Genomic DNA, 19087 nt, shown 5'->3' on the forward strand with positions numbered 1-19087 from the left:
GCCGTCACATCGTCAGGTTGAAGTTGGGGTCGACGCCGTAGAGCGCCAACGCTGCGAGCAGCACGACAGTGGGCACCGTGACCAGGGACAGGCGCATCGACTGGCCCACGGCGGCGCCGACGCCGACCGGGCCGCCGCTGGCGTTGAACCCGTAGTAACAGTGCGTGATCATGACCACCACGGCGATCAGGATGGTTTCCAGGAACGACCAGAACACGTCGTCGGGGCGTAGGAAGGTCCGGAAGTAATGCTCATAGGTTCCCGACGACTGCCCGAAGAACAGCGTGGTGACGATCTGCGGTGAGGCGAACGCCATGATCAGCGCGAGCGCGTACAGCGGGATGATCACGGTGAAGCCGGCCACCACCCGGGTCGACACCAGGTAGGAGATCGAGTTGATCCCCATCACCTCGAGTGCGTCGATCTCCTCACTGATCCGCATCGCCCCGAGTTCGGCGGTCGCTCCCGCTCCGACGGTGGCGGCCAGGGCGATGCCGGCGTTGACCGGCCCGACGACACGGACGTTGACCAGCGCCGCGGCGAAACCGGTGTAGGTCTCCACCCCGATGTTGCCGAGCGAGGTGAAGCCCTGGATGGCGATCAGCGAGCCGCCGGCCAGCATCACGAACCCCATGATGGCCACGGTGCCGCCGATCACGGCCATCGCGCCGGTGCCCATGCCCAGCTCGGCGATCAGGCGCAGCGTCTCGGTGCGGTACCGCCGCAGCGCCCAGGGGATCTGACGCACGGCGGTCGCCGAGAACCAGCCGAGCTGGCCGCTCTTCTCCAGGGAGCGGCCGGCCGCCCCGACGTAACGGTGATAGTTCGCGATCAGGCCGGGAAACCGGCCCCGCAGCACTGCCGATGTCGACATGTCAGGTCCCCGTTCCGAACTTCACGCCGATGGTGGTCAGCACCACGTTCACGGCGAACAGCGCAAGAACGCAGAGCACCACCGTCTCGTTGACGGCGGTCCCGAGCCCCTTGGACCCGCCCCGAACGGTAAGACCCCGATAACAACCGACCAAGCCTGCGATAAGCCCGAAGACACTGGCCTTAACCGTTGAGATGACCACCTCGGGCAACCCGGTCAGCAAGGTCAGCGTCGACAGATAGGCGCCGCCGGACACGTTCTGCAGGTAGACACCGAACAGGAAGCCGCCGGCGAGGCCGATCACGATCACCAGAGCGTTGAGCAACAACGCGACCACGGTCGCGGCGATCACCCGGGGCACCACCAGCCGGTGGATCGGGTCGATGCCGAGCACCTCCATCGCGTCGATCTCCTCGCGGATGGTGCGGGCGCCCAGGTCCGCGCAGATCGCGGTGGAGCCGGCGCCGGCGACCACCAGCACGGTGACCAACGGCCCGAGCTGGGTGACGGCCGCGATGCCCGCACCGGCGCCGGAGACGTCGGCAGCACCGAACTGCGCCAACAGAATGTTCAGGGTGAAGACCAGCAGCACGGTCAGCGGGATGGCGACCGCGATGGTCGGGATGATGGCGACACTGGTGATGAACCAGCCCTGCTGCAGCGTCTCGCGCCATTGGAACGGCGGTACGAACAGCGCACGCGCGGTCAGCGCGCACATCCGGAAGAACCCGCCGACCATCACCAGCGGCGGCAGCAGCCGATCACGGGCGAAATCAGCCAGGCGGGGACGCGCAGGAGCCGTCACAACAACCCCCTCACCGGAGACCCCGCGTCACGACGCAGCAAGGGATCGCGTCGCACAGTGGCTTCTCCGTCCGTCCATGTTCCTACGAGACCCGCGTCACCATAGCGGCCCAAGGTGCCGTTGGCGACCATCGGACCATACCTGATGACTGCGTGAGGATGGCATCGATTCGGCGCAACCTACACAGGTTCGCTACCGGACAGTAACGTGCCGCCACCTCAACGGTAGGGCGCTAGCCGGTATCGGTTGTGGCGGTGACCGACTCGGCTCCGGGGGCCGTTCGGTAGTTAATGCGCAGTTCGGTTTTGAGCACCTTCCCTGCCGGGTTGCGCGGCAGGGCGTCGACGATCTCGAGCGCCTTCGGGTGCTTATAACGCGCCAGTCGCTCGGTCAGATAGTCCTGGAGGTCGGCCAAGGCCAGACCGGGCCGGGTGACCGCGGCGATCGCGATCGGGACCTCGCCCCATTGCTCGTGCGGGCGGCCGATCACGGCGACCTCGGCGATGTCGGGGTGACCGGCCAGCACGTTCTCCACCTCGGCACAGTACACGTTCTCGCCGCCGGAGATGATCATGTCTTTCTTGCGGTCGACCACCCAGACATAGCCTTCGGCGTCCATCCGGACCAGATCCCCGGAGTGGAACCAGCCGCCGGCGAACGCCTCGGCGGTGGCTTCCGGGTTGTTCCAGTAGCCGCTCATCAGGGTGGGGGCCCGGTAGACGATCTCCCCGACCTCACCGACGGCGACGTCGTTCATGTCCTCGTCGACCACACGCGCGGCGACGGTCGGGATGACGGTGCCGACCGAGCCCAGCTTCCGGATGGCGTCCTCGCCCAGCAGCATGCAGGTGACCGGCGACATCTCGGTCTGCCCGAATGCCGCCAGGATCTTGGTGTCCGGGAAGGTCTCGGCCATCTGGCGCAGCAGGGTGTCCGACGCCGGGGCGGCACCCCAGGACATGGTCCGTAACCGGATGTCGCGCGGATTGGCCTGCTGCTCGGCGCAGACCGCCTGCCACTGGGCCGGCACCAGGAAGATGCCGGTGACGTTCTCGGCGGACAGCACGTCGAGCAGTTGGCCGGCGTTGAACGCACCGAGCGCATTGATCACCGTCGGAATACCCAGCCACATGCCGGGCAGCAGGTTGCCGACGCCGGCGATGTGGAAGAACGGCACCCCGATGAAAGCGACGTCGCCTTGACCGGTCCCGGCGGTGTAGAGGGCGGTCATGGCCTGGCCGGTGAGGTTGGTATGGGTGAGCACCGCGCCCTTGGGCCGGCCGGTGGTGCCCGAGGTGTACATGATCAGGGCCGGCGAATCGTCGGGAATGTCCACCGGCGAGTGCGGTTGCCCGGTCTCGGTGATCAGGTCCTCATAGGCGATCAGCCCTTCGCCGGCCTCGCCGGCCACGACCACCGTTTCCAGCGTGTCGGTCAGCTCGCGCACGCCGAGGGCCACCGGCAGCAGCGCCGTCTCGGTGACCAGCACCCGCGCCTCGCAGTCGGTGACCAGATAGGCGAGCTCGGACGGGGTGAGCCGGAAGTTCACCGGGACGGCGATCGCGCCCAGCATGTTCGCGGCCAGCACCGTCTCGACGAATTCGGTGCGATTGAGCATCAGGATCATCACCCGGTCGCCGGCGCCGACACCGCGGCGGCTCAGGGCGTCGGCCAGCGCGCCGACCCTTTTCCGCAGCTGCGCCCACGTCGTGGTCCGGCCCAGGAACCGCAGCGCCGGGACGTCGGGCTGCATCAGCGCGTGCCGGTCCAGTTGGTTGACCCAGTTCTGGCGTCGGGCTCGATACGGCTGCTCAGCGGGATCGGTTGCCGGGTGGGTCAATTGGACCCTCCCGCCGCCAGTTCCTCGGCGCGCCGTTTGAGATTGTCGGCCAGGTAGTCCAGGACGTTGCTAAAGGCCTTCTTGACCATCGGCTTGGGCATCGCCATCTCGGTCTCGACGTCCATGTCGACGGTGAGCAGCGACGTGGCCCCGATCTCGACCACCGAGAACAGCTGCTCCTGCTTGCTGAACAGGTCGCCCTGCTGCAGCACGGTCTGGATCTGGGTGGCGCTGGGGTAGTACACCGCCTGGATGAAGGTGCCGTCGAAACCCGAGTACGAGGCGTCCAGGCGCAGCTGGCTGGGCCGGCCGTCGTCGTAGCGGGCCAGCACCCACAGTCCTTTGACCTCGTCGTTCCACTGGGGGTACGCCTCGAAGTCGGCGACGATCCCCATGACGGTGGCGGCGTCGGCGGCGACTTCGACGGTCTTGCTCACGAGCGGCATTGGGCGAGCATATCCATCGGCGAACCGCGCGACGCTAGACCTGGGCGGTGGCCAGCAGTGCCCGGATGCCGTCGGGGATCGGCACCGGTCGCCGGGTGCTGCGGTCGACGTAGACGTGCACCCAGTGCCCGAGCGCGGCCAGCGGGGCCGGGTCTGCCTCTTCATCGGGGGCCCGGAACACCGCCAGGCGGTAGGTGACGCTGCTGCGCCCCAGCCGGGTGACCGCCAGCCCGACCGCCAGCCGGTCCGGGAAGGCCAGTTCGCCCAGGAAACGGCAGCCCGACTCGGCCACCACCCCCAGCTCCGGCATGCCGACCGGATCGACGTCGGGGGCGTTGGCGGCGATCCACCCGTTGATCGCGGTGTCGAACAGCTGGTAGTACACCGCGTTGTTGAGATGGCCGAACATGTCGTTGTCGGCCCAGCGGGTCAGCACCGGCCAGTGCACCGGAAAGTCCTGGCTGGTCAACCCTTCCGGGGCAGGCGGGACCGCGGCATTCATGGTTGTATTCCAGCATGGTTGCCATCCGCGGCGCGGTGCTGGAGCGGATCGGGGCGCCACGACCGTATGCCCGGTCTCGGCCGATCACGGTGACCGAGCTGGAGCTGGCGCCGCCGGGACCGGGGGAACTGCTGGTCCGAGTGGAAGCCGCCGGGGTCTGCCATTCCGATCTGTCGGTGGTGGACGGCAACCGGGTGCGGCCGGTGCCGATGCTGCTCGGCCATGAAGCGGCCGGCATCGTCGAGGCGATCGGTGACGGTGTCCACATCGCGCCCGGGCAGCGGGTGGTGCTGACCTTCCTGCCCCGGTGCGGGCATTGCCCGGCGTGCGCCACGGAGGGCCTGACCCCCTGCGAGCCGGGCAGCGCGGCCAACGGCGCGGGCACCCTGCTCGACGGCGGGATCCGGCTGCGCCGGGCCGGGCAGCCGGTCTTCCACCATCTCGGTGTCTCCGGTTTCGCCACCCATGCGGTGGTCAGCGCGACCAGCGCCGTGCCGGTACCCGAGGATGTGCCGCCGTCGGTGGCGGCGTTGCTCGGATGCGCGGTGCTGACCGGCGGCGGCGCGGTGCTCAACGTGGCTCGCCCGGTGGCTGGGCAGACGGTGGCGGTGGTCGGGCTCGGCGGGGTCGGGATGGCGGCGGTGCTGACGGTGCTGGCGCACGACGGGGTCGAGGTGATCGCGATCGACCAGCTACCCGAGAAGCTCGCGGCGGCCAGCGGTCTGGGCGTGCAACGCACCTACACGCCGCAGCAGGCCGTCGACGCCGGCGTGCGCGTACCGATGGTGATCGAGGCGGTCGGTCATCCGGCCGCGCTGCAGACCGCGATCGATCTGACCGCGCCCGGGGGCCGCACCATCACCGTCGGCCTGCCGGCACCCGATGCCCGGATCAGCCTGTCCCCGCTGGGCTTCGTGGCCGAAGGCCGCTCGCTGATCGGCAGCTATCTCGGCTCGTCGGTGCCCGCCCGGGACATCCCGAAGTTCGTCGCGCTGTGGCGCGCCGGCCAACTGCCGGTGCAACAGTTGGTGTCGGCGACCATCACCCTTGATGACATCAACGAGGCGATGGACCGGTTGGCCGACGGCACCGCGGTGCGCCAGGTCATCACGTTCTGACCGGGTCGGGTTCGAAGACGAAGTCGGCGGCCCGGAAGCGGCGGGTCATCGCCCAGAAGGCGCCGGCGCTGCGCGGCCACTGGGTGACCACCCGGCCGTTGGCCGCCCGGAAATAACTGCTGCAACGCGTGGTCCACACCGTGCCCTGCATCCAGCGGTCGATCTTGGCGACGAACGCGGCCAGCGCGGCGGGCCGCACCGCGACATAGGTTTTGCGCCGGCGCCGCAAATGTTTGAGCACCCGGACGATGTAGCGCGCTTGGGCTTCCAGCACGAAGATGACGCTGTTGGAGCCGACGTTGGTGTTGGGTCCGTAGAGCATGAAGAAGTTGGGGAACCCGGGCATCGCCATGCCCAGGTAGGCCCGCGGCCCGTCGCGCCACGCCTGCCGCAGACTAGCGCCCTCGCCGACCACCTCGATCTGGCCGAGGTAGTCCGTAGCGGCGTACCCGGTGGCGCAGACCACCACGTCAACGTCGCACTCGGTGCCGTCCTCGGTGACCAGCGATCGCGAGCGCAGGGCCTTGGCCGGGCTGGTCACCACCTCGACGTTGGGGCGGTCCAGCGCGGGCAGGTAGTCCGAGGAGAAGACCAGCCGTTTGCAGCCCAGCGGGTGGTCGGGGGTCAGCGCGGCGCGGAGCCGTTGGTCGGTGACGGCGTGGTCCAACAGCTTTCGTGCGGTGGCGGTGAACTCGGCCGTTTTGTCGCTGCCGTTCTCGATCACCGAGATGTTCGCCTCGCTGCGCAGCCACAGCCGCATCCGGTACAGCCGCTTGGCCAGCGGGACGCGGGTGAACACCCGGTGCTCCCGCGAGCTGTAGCGGCGATCCGGTTTGGGCAGGATCCAGGTCGGCGACCGCTGCACCGAATAAACCTTCTCGGCGACCCGGGCCAACTCCGGCACCAGTTGCGCCGCGGTGGAACCCGTTCCGAGCACGGCGATTCTGGCGCCGTCGAGCCGCACCGAGTGATCCCAGCGCGCCGAGTGCATGACGGTGCCGGTGAACGGCTGCTCCTCGGCCAGGTCGGGCAGCACCGGCTGGGTGAACAGGCCGACCGCCGAGACCACGACGTCGTACCGGTGCTCATTGCCGTCGGTGGTGGTCAGACACCATTGGCGCCGGTCGTGTTCCCACACCGCGGAGCGGATCTCGGTGCGCAGCATCAGGTGCGGCTGCAGACCGTGATCGGTGGCGCAGCGTTCGAAGTACGCCAGGATCTCGGGTTGCTTCGACCACTGCCGCGACCAGTGCGGGTTCAGATCGAAGGAGTAGGAGTACAGATGCGATTTGACGTCGCACGCCAGCCCCGGATAGGTGTTGATCCGCCAGGTGCCGCCGACGCCGTCCTCCCGGTCGAAGATGGTGAAATCGGTGAAGCCCGCGCGTCGCAACAGGACTCCCAGCGCCAGGCCGCCCGGGCCGGCACCGATGATGCCGACGCTCAGCGGATCTGCAGGCATTGGCCGCCATCCACGATCAGTTCGGCGCCGGTGATGAATGACGCCGCGTCAGACACCAGGAAGGCGACCGCGTCGGCCACCTCGCCCGGCCGGCCTAGCCGTCCGGTCGCGGCCACCGCGGCAAGTCGCTGCTGGGTGCCCGCGTCGAGCATCGGGGTGGCGATCGGCCCGGGAAAGACCGCGTTGACCCGGATCCCGGCCGTTGCCAGTTCGGCGGCGACGGTCTGGGTCAGGCCGCGCAACGCCCACTTCGACGATCCGTAGGCGCTGTGCTGGGGAAAGGGCCGGATCGCTCCGGTGCTGCAGGTGTTCACGATGGCGGCGCCCTCGGCGGTGCGAAGTTGCGGTAGCGCCGCCTGGGTGCCTAGGAAGGGGCCGAGACAGTTGACCCGCCACGCGTTTTCGAAAGCCTCCGGGGTTTCGTCGGCGATCGCCGCCCGGTGCAGAGTGCCGGCGTTGTTGATCAGCGCGGTCAGCGCCCCGAAGCGTTGCACGGTCGCTGCCACCGCGGCGTCCCATTGCGCCGGGGAGGTCACGTCGAGCGCGACCCCGAGCACCGCGTCGTCGGCCCGGGCCGAGACGGCAGCAGCCAGCTCCGCTTCGTTGATGTCGCAGGCGGCGACCGCGAACCCGTCGGCGCGCAGCCGTTCCACGATCGCCCACCCCTGGCCGCGGGCGGCGCCGGTAACCAAAGCCACTCGCGGTTGCCCCATCAGTGGCTGCCTCTGGCCTCGTTGAGATGCTCGAGCGCCCCGCAGCGTAGCGCCTGGGATTCGGCTGCCAGCGTGATCATCTGGTAGCCCAGCCCGGCCACAGTGCGTCCCGCCGCACCGGACCCGCCGTGTGCTGCGGCGATCACCCCGGACTCCGAGGCCGCGCGCTGGATCCGGGTCATCGCCTCCCGCAGGTCGGGGTGGGTGGTGGCCTGGGCGACGTCGACGCCCATCGAGACCGCCAGATCGGCGGGCCCGACGTAGACCCCGGCCAGTCCGGGTACCGCGCAGATCTGCTTCACCTCGTCCAGTGCGCCGGCGGTTTCGATCATGGCGAACACGTCCGCCCGCGACTCCAAGGCGGTCAGGTCACGGCCCAGCGCGGGCCGCAGCGGACCGAAGCTGCGGACTCCGGCCGGTGGGTAGCGCGCGGCGGAGACCGCGGCCGCCGCCTGCTCGGCGGTTTCGATCATCGCGATGATGACCGCGTCGGCCCCGGCGTCGAGCACCCGGCCGATCGGCGCGGGATCGGCATTCGGCAGCCGCACCGCCGTGGCGATCGGCAGGTGTTCGACATAGCGCAGCATTTGTGCGATCGCGGCGTCGTCGAGGTAGCTGTGCTGGGCGTCGAAGCCCACGTAGTCATAGCCCGCCCGGGCGAATTCCTCCGGCCCGAGCACGGTCGGGCCGGTGATCCAGCCGCCCCACAGCGGTGTCTGCTCGGTCAGCGCGGTACGCAACGCCGACATCATCCGACGATCGCGATCTTGATGCGATCCGGCACCGGACGGGACGCCAATTCGAAGGCGGCCTGCGCGTCGTCGACACCGAAGACATGGGTGACGTAGTTGCCCAGCAGGTCGGGGTGCTCGGCGGCGAATTTGCTTGCGGCGTCCAGCATCCGCGCGCGGTCCCGGGTCACGCCGGAGATCAACGTCAGATTGTTGCGCAGCATGGTGCGCATGCTGATCGGGTAGCTGTCGTCGTCGGGGACACCGAAGTAGAAGACGGTGCCGCCGGGCGCGACGGCGTCGATGGCGTGGCTCAGGGTGGCGACCTGATGGCCGACCGCCTCGATCACGATCTCCGGCCGGTCGCCGGCGTCGAGGTGATGCACCCAGCGGTCGCTGGTGGACCGCACCACGGTGTCGACGCCGAATGCGGCGGCGACAGCGCGCCGGTCGACCGGGTCGACGCCGGTGACGCGCCGCGCGCCGGCGGCTTTGGCGACCGCACTGAACAGCAGACCGATCGAGCCCTGCCCGAGCACCGCCACATGGCGGCCGGCCAGGTCGGGAAGTTGTTCGACGGCGTAGAGCACACAGGCCAGCGGTTGCAGACCCACCGCGTGCTCGGGCGCCAGCGTCGGGTCGTGGCCGGCGAGCCCGTCGCCGTCGGCGATCACCCGCTGCATCAAACCGTCGAAGCCCGATGCCCAGCCGACGACACGGTCGCCGGGGCGGTGGCGCGGGTGCCGGCTGGCGATCACGTCTCCGACGATCTCGTGGATCGGGAAGCCGTTCTTCTCCGCCGCGCGGGCACCGCTGTCCCCGGGCAGTCTGCCCTGCGCGCCGCGGAAGGCGGGCAGGTCGCTGCCGCACACGCCGGCGGCGACGAAGGCCAGCAGCACCTGGCCCTCGTCGAGCTGATGCTCGGTGAGGTCGGGCACGTCGATCCGCTCGAATGCATAGGGCGCGATCAGCCGGTGGGCCCACATGTTTCAGACCTCCACCGGGATGGAGTTCCAGCCCCACTGGAAACTCGACGGCAGCCTGGTCGCGTCGTCGTCGACGATGCGGTAGTCGCCGACCCGGCGCAGCCATTCGGTCACCAGCACAGTGACTTCCAGACGCGCCAGGTGGTAGCCGATGCAGAAGTGCTGTCCGCGGCCGAAGGCCAGCGACCGGGTGATCGGGCGGTTCCATCGGAATTCGTCGGGCTCGGGGTATTGGCGCTCGTCGCGGCTGGCCGAGGCCAGCAGCGTGATGATGCGCTGTCCCGGCGCGATGGTGGTGTCGTGCAGCGTGAAGGGTTTGCGAGCGGTGCGGGCGAACCATTGTGCCGGGGCGCAGAAGCGGATCATCTCCTCGCGGGCCAGTTCCACGCTGCTCAGGTCGGCTCGTACCTCGGCGAGTTGGTCGGGACGGCGCGCCAGCTCCCACAGCCCATGCGCGACGATCTTGGGCACCGTCTCGGTGCCGCCGATGAAGATGCACAGCAGCTGGGTGGCGGCTTCGACGTCGTCGAGAGCACGGCCGTCGGGCAGCCGGTAGCGCAGCACGCCGTCGACGATCGAAAGGTCGTCGCGCGCATTGTCGGCGCGCCGGGCCTGTACGGCCGGGATGAGGTACTGCAGGTAGTTGGGCCGCGCCGCGGCAGTGTCGACGCCGCTGCCGGCCTGCGCCAGGCTGCCGGCGTTCACGGCGGCCAGCACGTCGGCGGCCAGCTCGAGCGGGATGCCGAGCAGCTCGCAGACCACTTGGGCCACCACGATTCCGCCGTAGTCACCGGTGAAGTCGAAGCGGCCCTGCGGCAGTAGCTCATCGAGGCGCTGGTTGGCCAGCGTGCGGATCCGTTCCGCCCAGTCGGTCACCGACCGGGGCCGAAACGCCGGTGACTGCAGCCGGCGGATGTCGTCGTAGATCGGTTTGTCGAAGACGGCGTGAAACGGCAGCGGTGTCAGCGGCGGATCCGGCACCGGTCCGGTGTTGTGTTGCGCCAGTACGTTGGCCGCGGGCAGGGTGCCCTCGGAGGCGACGAACGTGCCGTCACTGACCGCGAGCACCTCCCAGATGTCGTCGAACCGGGATAGCGCAAACAGATCCCATTTCGGCACGTAGTACACCGGATGGTGATCACGCAGCACGCGGTAATACGGCAGCGGGTCGGCCATCACCGCCGGATCGAACGGGTCATACGAGAAGTCCTCGTCCACAACTGTTTTCACGCGGCGCCTCCCTGGAGCGGGGAGGGCGGCAGCGCCTGCAGGATGGAGTCCTCCCAGCCGTCCCGCAGTGCCGGGGCCACGCTCATCCAGGTCACGATCTCAGCCGGCGGCTGGTCCTTCCAGGACGGGTAGTGCTGCGCGAAACAGTCCCAGTCGCCGTCGAGCGCCCAGTAATGGATCACCTCGTTGAAGCGGAACGTGGTGGTGAACGAACCGAGCCAGCGTTTGCCGGTGCGTTCGGACCACGGGACGTACAGTCGCTCCAGTTCCCGGATGTAGTCATCCTGGCGACCGGGCTTGGTCTGCATGATCTCCTGAATCACCAGGGTGGCATCGAAGTCGATGTCGCAGAGTTGCGAGAGGGTCTTGTTGTGCGGACCGGGATACATGATGCGGCCCTCGCCGGAGGCGCCGATGCCGGCGAGGTAGGCCGACCACTCGGCGGCGGAGCGTTCGTGGCTACCGCCGCGGCCCTGCGCCCGACCGATGCGGGCGTAGTCGGCGAAGGCGTCGATCTCCCAGAGGACCGTGGCCTGCGGCCAGTGGCCGTTGTAGCGGGTGGTCTCCCACACCGCGAACAGTCGCGCGCCCAGCTCGCTCATCATCGGCTGGTAGATCTCGGTGAACGCACCGGTGAAGTCGGCGGTCAGGCCGCGGCCGAGATCGATCGTCTCGTGCAGATACAGCAGGGTGTGGTCGTAGTGCTTGCGCATCAATCGACCGGCATCAGATCGGAACTGACCGGCAGGCAACGCTTCTGGTCGCTGCGGAACAGCTCCGGAGCGTCGATCCGGCCGTCGGTCCGGGCGTCGGCGGCCATCAGGGCTTGGCGCTTGAAGGCCCGGCCCGCCACGGTCAGCACGTGGCGCACCGCGCTGAGTCGCTGATTCACCGCCATCGGCCAGCCTTCGCCCCACAGCACGACCTCGGTCACACTGCGCCGCAGCGCCGACTGCACCCGCCGGCAGATCCGGGGATCTTCGGCGAAGGCGTCGGTGAGAACCGCCAAGCCGTGTCCGGCCGCGTCGCCGGTGGCTGCGGCCAGCTCAGTCTCCAGGTCCGCGGTCTGCACGCCGAGGATCTGCAGCGGCCGGAGGTCCTGATGCGGGGGCAGCAGGACGTTGACGTCCCACCCGGTCGCCACCCGGTGATACAGCCACCCTCCGGCCGCCTGCACCAGGGCGGTGACATCGAGCGCGATGACATCGAGGCGATAGCGCAGATGCGGATCCTCGGCCGGCGGGTCCAGCGCCGCAGCGGTGCTCGTCATCGCATCATCCCAGCTTGTCATGAGAATCCGGTGGGCATCACCGGGCCCGGCGGGTACCGCCCAGCCGCGTGACGCAACTCTTGGGAGATATTACAGTTGAGGCCTACTTTGTAAAGTCACAATCTGAACAAGGGGGTGCGGCGAAATGAGTCTGGTTGCCGGGCGCGGCCCGCTCACCACCGAGCGCGCCGGCTGGTTCTCCCCCGAGATCGCCGGAGATCTGGTGTACGTCGAACCGCACCCCCGCCGGGTGCAGGCGGTCCGCGCTGACCGCATCGTGCTGGACACCGAACGCGTCCTGCTGGTGCACCGCCGAGGCCACCCACTGTCCTACGCCTTTGCCGCTGAGACCGTCGGCGATCTGCCACACCAAGCCGTGCCGGAGGCGCCGGGGTTCGTCCACGTCCCGTGGGATGCCGTGGACACCTGGTTCGAGGAGGGCCGCGAGCTGGTGCACTACCCGCCCAATCCCTATCACCGGGTCGACTGCCGGCCCACCCGGCGCGCATTGCGGGTGCACGTCGCGGGCGTGCCCCTGGTGGACACCGACCGCACCGTGATCGTGTTCGAGACCGCCTTGGCGCCACGGCTCTACGTCGCCCCCGATCTCGTCCGCACCGATCTGCTGCAGCCGTCGCCGACTTCGACCTACTGCAACTACAAGGGCTACACGAAATACTGGTCTGCGGTCGTCGGCGACACCGTCGTGCAGGACGTGGCCTGGTGTTACCCCGAGCCGCTGCCCGAAAGCCTGCCGATCGCAGGGTTTTTCAGCTTCGACCTGCCCCGGGTCGACGGATACGCGCAACTTCCCCCGGGTGGGCTATAGCCGCGCTTGCTCGGCGATCTTGTTGTCGCTGGTGCGCAGCGGGCGGATCAGGCCGTCCTGGGCGAAGGAGGCGATGAGGTCGCCCTCCTCGGTGTGCACGGTGCCGCGGACGTACGACATGCCCGCGCCCACCTGGGTGCTCTCGTGCGCGTAGAGGATCCAGCCGTCCCAGCGCACCGGTTCGTGGAAACTCACCGTGACGGTCATCGGCGCGGTGGACACGGTCAGATGCGACTGGCTGGTGCCGATGCCGGCGTGTGCGCGCATCGTGGTCGAGATGCCCAAATGGCCGGTGAAATAAGCGATCAGCGCCTTGGCGAGGTCGTCGCGAGCGGGAATGGGGTCGTAGTGCAGCCAGGCGTAGAGCTCCGGCGGTCCCACCTCGTCGGGACTGTTGACGTCGACGACGTCGACCAGGCGCACCTGGCGGCCCTCCATCGGCATCGCGCAGGGGTTGGCCTGCGCGGGTGAGGCGACGTCCGGGCGGGGCAGGTGGTGGGTGATGACGTCGGCCGACGGGACGTCGGCGAGCACCGTCATCGTCGCGCAGCGCTTGCCGTTCTGCAGCACCGAGATGACGGCGGTGGCCGTCGAGCGGCCCTCGTTGACCACGTCGATGGTGTACTCCGCCGGCGCACCCACCAGCACGGCCCGGGCGAACACCGCATGCACGGATCGGATCGACTTGTCGCCGAAGCGTTTCGCCGCCCCGACGATGGCCTGCGCCAGCAACTGGGTGCCCTCCACCACCTGCCGTTCGTCGTCGCCGGCGAGGCCGGTGGCACCGGTGAACCGGTCCGGGCCGTCCGTCGTCACCTCGAACAGGTCCAGCAGGCCGCTGACCGACCAGTGCGCGGTGGGGGACTTCTCGATGTTGTCGGTGGCCTCTACCATTCCGCGAGCGTGACATTTGGGGTGCGTTTTGTAAAGTGGTCCTGGTCGCGTCCACAACCGCAGGACCGGAGGGCAACCCTGGTGAACCTTGCCGAGACAAGCTCGCCGCTGTCGGCGGCCCCGCTGGCCGGCGGCTTCTGCTTCGGTGAGGGCCCGCGCTGGTTCGAGGGCCTGTTGTGGTTCTCCGACATGCTTGGCGAAGCGATCCACACCGTTGATCTGCAGGGCTCGATGACCACGGTGCCGCTGCCCGGGCACACCCCGACCGGGCTGGGGTTCCGCCCGGACGGCTCGTTGCTCATCGCGTCCGCCGAGGACCGCCAGGTGCTGCACTACGACGGCGACACGGTGACCACCCTGGCCGACCTCAGCGACCTGGTGCCGGCCAACCTCGGCGACATGGTGATCGATGCGAACGGGTGCAGTTACATCGGTTCGCAGGCCTACACCGGTGGCGTCATCGTGCGGGTCGATCCGGACGCACGTGTGCACACCGTCGCAGGAGACCTCGACTTTCCCAACGGGATGGTGATCACCGCCGACGGTGGCACGCTGATCGTCGCCGAATCGATGGGCCGCCGGCTCACCGCATTCACAATCGGCGCCGACGGTGGCTTGCATGACCGCCGGATCTTCGCCGACACGCTCGACGGGCCGCCCGACGGCATCGCCCTCGACGCGGCCGGCGGGGTCTGGACGTCAATGACGCTGGCCCACCAATTCGAGCGGATCATGCAGGGCGGCACCGTCACCCACCGCATCGACGTCGGCGACCGGGCCGCGATCGCCTGCACCCTGGGCGGGCCGCAGCGCCGCACCCTGTTTCTGCTGTCCAGCACCGACGCCTACCCCAAGCGGCTGATCGGGACCCGCGAATCCCGCTTGGACATGGTGACCGTGGAGATCCCCGGCGCCGGGCTGCCCTGAAAGGCGAACCCATGAGCGAGTCCTACTACGAACTGCTCGACGCCGCCGACCCGCGGGGGGAGAAGTTCGGCGCCACCGACCTGGTGCGCGGCACCTGGTCGGCCCAGATCCAGCACGCCGCACCGGTTTCGGCGCTGCTGGTGCGCGCTCTGGAGCGCCAGGCGGCCCGCGACGACACCCGGCTGAGCCGCGTCACTGTCGATCTGCTGGGTCCGGTGCCCGCCGAGGGTGCACTGTGGGTCCGCGCGCGGGTCGACCGGGCCGGCAAGCAGATCGAACTGGTCAGCGCCGAGATGCTGGCGCCCGGTCCCGACCAGCGTCCCCGCCCGGTTGCCCGCGCGACCGGATGGCGGCTACAGACCGTGGACACCGGTGACGTCGCGCACGCCGCGGCCGCCCCGCTGCGTCCGGTCAGCGAGGCCGGCAGCAACAACATGCAGGCGAACTGGGATCGCAATTACGTGCACAGCCTGGACTGGCGGTGGCTGACCACGCCGCTGGCGCCCGGCGCCGGCGAGGCCTGGATCTCACCGATCGTCGACCTGGTGGCCGGCGAGGCGATGACCCCGCTGCAGCGGCTGTTCGCGGTGGCCGACGACGCCAACGGCGTCGGAACCAAACTCGACATCAGGAAGTGGACGTTCCTCAACACCGACCTGGTGGTGCACGTGCACCGGATCCCCGACGGCGAGTGGATCGGGATCCGCGCCGAGACCAGCTACGGGCCGGACGGCATCGGCACGACCATCGGCACCCTGTTCGACGAGCAGGGCGCCGTGGCGGGTATTCAGCAGTCGGTGCTGGTGCGCCGGCGCTGATCAGCCGGTGAACCGGCTGACACTGTCACTATTTTTTGTAAAGTCTCCCTATGACCCGCAGCACGGTGGACGGCCCCGACAGTTCGACCCGGCAGCGGATCCTTGCGGCCACCGCCGAAGTCCTCGGCCGCAACGGGATGACCAAGCTCAGCCTGTCCGAGGTGGCCGCCCAAGCCGGGGTGTCACGCCCCACCCTGTACCGGTGGTTCCCGTCGAAAGAGGAACTGGTCTCGGCGTTCTCCCGCTACGAGCGACACATCTTCGACAGCGGCCTGAGCAAGGCCACCGAGGGCCTCAAGGGCACCGAAAAACTCGATGCCGCACTGCGTTTCATCGTCGACTACCAACACTCCTCCACCGGCGTGCGGATGATCGACATCGAACCCAAGCATGTGCTCGGCGACTTCTCCCGGATCATCGTCCCGATGCGCGAGGGGCTGCAGCGGATGCTGTCCGGTCCGGATGCCGCGGTGAAGGCGGCGGCGGCCATCCGGATTGCCATCTCGCACTACATCATTCGCAGTGACGACTCCGATCAGTTCCTCGCCCAGCTGCGCCAGGCGGTGGGCATCAAGCACCGCTAGCTAGCCGAAGAGCACCGCGGCGTTGAGGTAGCCGGTCGGGTCGAACGCTGCCTTGAGCGTGCGCATCGCGGCGATATCGGCCGGCCCGCGCGACATCGACAGGTAGGCCCGCTTGCGGCTGCCCACCCCGTGTTCGGAACTGACGTTGCCGCCGCACTCGGCGATGAGCTCCATCATCGCCGCATACAGCCCGGGTTCGGCCGCGGCCGAGCAGCGCAGCACGTTCAGGTGCAGGTTGCCCTCGCCGATATGGCCGAACAGCACCGGCAGCGCCTCGGGTGCGTGCTTGCCCACCACGGTGCTCGCCGCTGCGGCGAATCCGGCGACGGCGGCCAGCGGCAGTGAGACGTCGAATTTCAGCGGTGGGCCGAAGGCCCCCAGCACGTCGGCCACCGCCTCGCGGAGCCGCCAGAGCCGCTGCCGGGTGGCGGTGTCGACGCCGACCGCCGGCTCGCCGGTGCAGGACACCTGCTGCAGCAGCCCGAAGAGGCGATCGGTCTGGTCGGTGTCACCGGCCAGCTCCACCAGCAGCAGCCAGTCGCCGCCCACCGGCGCGCCGACGCCGAGCCGCTCCCCGGTGAGCGCGGCCACGCGGGCGTCGATCAGCTCCAGCGTCGCGATCCCGTCCAGATCGCGGAAGAGGCGAGCGGCCTCCACCAGGGCGTCGAGGCCGGCGAAGCCGCAGACCGCGGTGACCCGGTGCGCCGGTGCCGGCCGCAGCCGCAGGTCCAGGCCGGTGATGACACCCAGGGTGCCTTCGGCGCCGACGAACAGCGCCGGCAGGTTGTAGCCGGTGTTGTCGGCGCGTACCGCGCTGTGCCGGCGCAGCAGCGAGCCGTCCGGCAGCGCCACCTCGACGCCGAGGACCTGCTCGGCCATGTTGCCGTAGTGCACCGTGTAGAGCCCGCCGGCGTTGGTCGAGGCCATCCCGCCGACGGTGGCGGTGTCGCGGGCGGTCAGGTCGACACCGAACAGCAGGCCGGCTGTCGCTGCCGCATGCTGCACCGCCGCCAGCGTGACACCGGAGCCCACCCGCACCCGGCGCTCTGTCGCGTCGATGTCACCGACGGTGTTCAGCCGCTCGGTGGACACCAGCACGTCATCGTGTTCCGGAACGGTGCCGGCCACCAGCGAGGTGCGCCCGCCCTGGACGGTCACGTAGGCGCCGGCGTCCCGGCAGACCCGCAGCACCGCGGCGACCTCGTCTGGCGATCCCGGCCGCACCAGCGCAGTAGCCCGGCCCCGGTAGCGGCCGGTGTAGTCGACGCTGCGCCCGGCCAGCACGTCGGGATCGTCGGTGACATAGCCGGAGCCGACCACCTCGGCCAGGCTCTGCAGCAGACGCGCTGTCACCGCCCCGGTGTACCACATCCGCGCTACCTTTCTCCCTATGGCTACCCGCGAAGACGTCTCCTTCCGATCCGGCAAAGAGCCCGTCAGCGCCTGGCTGTACCGGCCCGAGGACGCCGCGAGCCCTCAGGGGGCGCCACTGCTGGTCATGGCGCACGGACTGGGTGCGGTACGCACCATGCGCCTGGACGCCTACGCCGAGCGGTTCGCCGCGGCCGGCTACGCCTGCCTGGTCTTCGACTACCGCAACTTCGGTGACAGCGGCGGCGCGCCACGCCAACTGCTCGACGTGGGCATGCAGTTGGCCGACTGGGCCGCAGCGGTCGACTTCGCACGCACCCTGGCCGGTGTGGACCCGGCTCGAATCGGCTTGTGGGGCACCTCGTTCAGCGGCGGGCACGTCATCGCCACCGCGGCACGACTACGGGTGGCGGCGGTGGTGGCGCAGTGCCCGTTCACCGACGGGATCGCCTCGGCGCGCACCATTCCGCCGTTGACCACCGCTCGGGTCTCTGTGCTGGCGATGCGAGACCTGGCCGCGGCCCGGCTCGGCAACCCGCCGGTGATGGTGGCCACCGCCGGACGCCCCGGGGAGGTCGCGCTGATGACCACGCCGGACGCCTACCCGGGCTACCTGAAGCTGATGCCGGAGGGGCAGCCGGTGCGCAACGAGGTCGCCGCGCGCTTGGGAATGAAGATCCTCACCTACCGCCCCGGCCGCATGGCGGCCAAGGTGGCCTGCCCGATCCTGTTCTGCGTCTGCGACACCGACTCGGTCGCCCCGGCGGGCCCCACCCTGCGCTACGCGGCCAAGGCTCCGCGCGGAACGATCAAGCGGTACCCCGAGGGGCACTTCGACATCTACGTCGGCGACGCCTTCGAGCGGGTGGTCGCCGACCAGATCGAGTTCCTGGACGGGCACCTCAAAGCGCGGGCTGCTTAGAGATCCCCGGCTCACCGTTACCGAGCGGCGATTCGACGCGGATCGCCTCGTCGCGGATCAGCCCGCGCAGCAGCGCCGTACTGAACTCCGCGGCGATCTCCTTGGCGCTGCGCCGGCCGCTGGGCCGCAACCAGCGGTAGGCCCCCAGCGTCATCCCGATGTAGCCGAGCGCCAGCACATGCGAATCGCACTGATAGAACTCGCCGCTGGCGATACCCCGGTCGATCAGGCCGTGCACGTGCTCGTAGACCTGCGCCTCCTTCTCCCGGACCTCGGCGACCTGTTCGTCGGTGAACCACTCGGTGATGTAGGGCTGCTCCTGGAAGTAGACCGCCGCGCCCTCGGGGTTGACGGCGATCTGGTCGAGCAGGCGCACCGTGTACTGGTACAGCGCTTCGCGCGCGGTCCAGGTCGGGTCGTCGTGGACGGCGGCCAGCGTGCGTTCGGCGGCCTGCTGATAGATGTCGTAGAGGATCAGCGACTTGCTCGCGTAGTAGTGATAGACGGTCGCCTTGTTGAGGCCGACCACGTCGGCGACGTCGTCCATCCGGGTGCCGTGGTATCCGCGGGCGGCGAATAGCTTGGTGGCGACCGCGAGCAATTCCTCGCGCCGGGAGGGCCCCTGGGCGGAGTTCCCCGACCCGCCCTTGTCGTTTGGCATGCGCACTCGCTATTCGGCCGCCGGAGTCATCCGGTCTCAATCAACTGGTTGGAAGGATTCTATGCAGTCCGGTGTCGGACCGTTGACGAGCCGACTAAACTGGG

At 69.2% G+C, this 19087-nt stretch carries 21 protein-coding genes; 6 read left to right on the forward strand and 15 right to left on the reverse strand.

Annotated elements, in window-relative coordinates; genetic code table 11:
- Positions 1–4: 4 nt before the first annotated feature.
- The 5 genes from A5648_RS06315 to A5648_RS06335 form a co-directional block, all read right to left on the reverse strand.
- On the reverse strand, positions 5–874 hold the full coding sequence (locus A5648_RS06315; RefSeq protein ID WP_064856337.1) for an ABC transporter permease: 870 nt from the start codon (positions 872–874) through the stop codon (positions 5–7).
- Position 875: 1 nt separating this feature from the next.
- Entirely contained in the window at positions 876–1613 is a 738-nt protein-coding gene (locus A5648_RS06320; RefSeq protein ID WP_109401185.1) for an MlaE family ABC transporter permease, read from the reverse strand.
- 298 nt (positions 1614–1911) lie between these two features.
- On the reverse strand, positions 1912–3519 hold the full coding sequence (gene fadD5, locus A5648_RS06325; protein WP_065023719.1) for a fatty-acid--CoA ligase FadD5: 1608 nt from the start codon (positions 3517–3519) through the stop codon (positions 1912–1914).
- Positions 3516–3965: an SRPBCC family protein gene (locus A5648_RS06330; RefSeq protein WP_065023720.1), complete on the reverse strand. Its 450-nt coding sequence runs from the start codon at positions 3963–3965 to the stop codon at positions 3516–3518. The genes fadD5 and A5648_RS06330 overlap by 4 nt, the downstream gene beginning before the upstream one ends.
- Positions 3966–3999: 34 nt before the next feature.
- Positions 4000–4467 carry an acyl-CoA thioesterase gene (locus A5648_RS06335; protein ID WP_065023721.1) on the reverse strand — a complete coding sequence of 156 codons (468 nt, stop codon included), beginning with the start codon at positions 4465–4467 and terminating at the stop codon, positions 4000–4002.
- 14 nt (positions 4468–4481) lie between these two features.
- On the opposite strand from A5648_RS06335, the gene A5648_RS06340 reads away from it, so the two are divergent.
- Entirely contained in the window at positions 4482–5585 is a 1104-nt protein-coding gene (locus tag A5648_RS06340) for an alcohol dehydrogenase catalytic domain-containing protein (RefSeq protein ID WP_065023830.1), read from the forward strand.
- Here the strand turns inward: A5648_RS06340 and A5648_RS06345 are convergent.
- The 7 genes from A5648_RS06345 to A5648_RS06375 are packed head-to-tail and all read right to left on the reverse strand — an operon-like array spanning position 5575 to position 11977.
- The gene (locus A5648_RS06345) at positions 5575–7047 is read right to left on the reverse strand and encodes a flavin-containing monooxygenase (protein ID WP_065023722.1); all 1473 of its coding nucleotides are present in this window, start codon (positions 7045–7047) and stop codon (positions 5575–5577) included. The genes A5648_RS06340 and A5648_RS06345 overlap by 11 nt on opposite strands.
- Complete coding sequence (locus A5648_RS06350) at positions 7029–7760, reverse strand: SDR family NAD(P)-dependent oxidoreductase (protein WP_065023723.1); 732 nt, start codon at positions 7758–7760, stop codon at positions 7029–7031. The genes A5648_RS06345 and A5648_RS06350 overlap by 19 nt, the downstream gene beginning before the upstream one ends.
- Positions 7760–8512: an HpcH/HpaI aldolase family protein gene (locus tag A5648_RS06355; RefSeq protein WP_065023724.1), complete on the reverse strand. Its 753-nt coding sequence runs from the start codon at positions 8510–8512 to the stop codon at positions 7760–7762. The genes A5648_RS06350 and A5648_RS06355 overlap by 1 nt, the downstream gene beginning before the upstream one ends.
- A complete protein-coding gene (locus tag A5648_RS06360; protein ID WP_065023725.1) occupies positions 8509–9477 on the reverse strand; it encodes a zinc-binding dehydrogenase in 969 nt (322 codons plus the stop codon). The genes A5648_RS06355 and A5648_RS06360 overlap by 4 nt, the downstream gene beginning before the upstream one ends.
- A 3-nt stretch (positions 9478–9480) precedes the next feature.
- Positions 9481–10653, reverse strand: a complete 1173-nt coding sequence (locus A5648_RS06365) for a cytochrome P450 (protein WP_065023831.1) — start codon at positions 10651–10653, stop codon at positions 9481–9483.
- Positions 10654–10703: 50 nt separating this feature from the next.
- Entirely contained in the window at positions 10704–11420 is a 717-nt protein-coding gene (locus A5648_RS06370; RefSeq protein WP_065023726.1) for an NIPSNAP family protein, read from the reverse strand.
- Positions 11420–11977, reverse strand: a complete 558-nt coding sequence (locus A5648_RS06375) for a hypothetical protein (RefSeq protein ID WP_082966337.1) — start codon at positions 11975–11977, stop codon at positions 11420–11422. The genes A5648_RS06370 and A5648_RS06375 overlap by 1 nt, the downstream gene beginning before the upstream one ends.
- A gap of 145 nt (positions 11978–12122) precedes the next feature.
- Here A5648_RS06375 and A5648_RS06380 point away from each other — a divergent pair, with 145 nt between their 5' ends.
- Positions 12123–12806 (forward strand): DUF427 domain-containing protein, encoded by a 684-nt coding sequence (locus tag A5648_RS06380; RefSeq protein WP_065023727.1) that lies wholly within the window; start codon positions 12123–12125, stop codon positions 12804–12806.
- Here A5648_RS06380 and A5648_RS06385 read toward each other — a convergent pair.
- The gene (locus tag A5648_RS06385) at positions 12801–13700 is read right to left on the reverse strand and encodes an acyl-CoA thioesterase (protein WP_065023728.1); all 900 of its coding nucleotides are present in this window, start codon (positions 13698–13700) and stop codon (positions 12801–12803) included. The two genes, A5648_RS06380 and A5648_RS06385, sit on opposite strands and share 6 nt — an antisense overlap.
- Before the next feature lie 108 nt (positions 13701–13808).
- Between A5648_RS06385 and A5648_RS06390 the strand changes: the two genes are divergently transcribed.
- Genes A5648_RS06390 through A5648_RS06400 form a run of 3 tightly spaced genes read left to right on the forward strand, consistent with a single transcriptional unit; the run spans position 13809 to position 16029 of the window.
- Positions 13809–14627 carry an SMP-30/gluconolactonase/LRE family protein gene (locus A5648_RS06390; protein WP_065023833.1) on the forward strand — a complete coding sequence of 273 codons (819 nt, stop codon included), beginning with the start codon at positions 13809–13811 and terminating at the stop codon, positions 14625–14627.
- A gap of 11 nt (positions 14628–14638) precedes the next feature.
- Positions 14639–15445, forward strand: coding sequence for a thioesterase family protein (locus tag A5648_RS06395; protein ID WP_065023729.1), 807 nt, complete (start codon positions 14639–14641; stop codon positions 15443–15445).
- A gap of 50 nt (positions 15446–15495) precedes the next feature.
- On the forward strand, positions 15496–16029 hold the full coding sequence (locus tag A5648_RS06400; RefSeq protein WP_065023730.1) for a TetR/AcrR family transcriptional regulator: 534 nt from the start codon (positions 15496–15498) through the stop codon (positions 16027–16029).
- Here the strand turns inward: A5648_RS06400 and A5648_RS06405 are convergent, their stop codons facing one another.
- Positions 16030–17370 carry an FAD-binding oxidoreductase gene (locus tag A5648_RS06405; protein WP_065023834.1) on the reverse strand — a complete coding sequence of 447 codons (1341 nt, stop codon included), beginning with the start codon at positions 17368–17370 and terminating at the stop codon, positions 16030–16032.
- Between the two features lie 49 nt (positions 17371–17419).
- On the opposite strand from A5648_RS06405, the gene A5648_RS06410 reads away from it, so the two are divergent.
- Positions 17420–18322, forward strand: coding sequence for an alpha/beta hydrolase (locus A5648_RS06410; protein WP_065023731.1), 903 nt, complete (start codon positions 17420–17422; stop codon positions 18320–18322).
- Here A5648_RS06410 and A5648_RS06415 read toward each other — a convergent pair.
- On the reverse strand, positions 18303–18983 hold the full coding sequence (locus A5648_RS06415) for a TetR/AcrR family transcriptional regulator (protein WP_065023835.1): 681 nt from the start codon (positions 18981–18983) through the stop codon (positions 18303–18305). The two genes, A5648_RS06410 and A5648_RS06415, sit on opposite strands and share 20 nt — an antisense overlap.
- Positions 18984–19087 lie beyond the last annotated feature (104 nt).

The organism is Mycolicibacter sinensis, assembly GCF_001673565.1.
Lineage (GTDB): Bacteria > Actinomycetota > Actinomycetes > Mycobacteriales > Mycobacteriaceae > Mycobacterium > Mycobacterium sinense_C.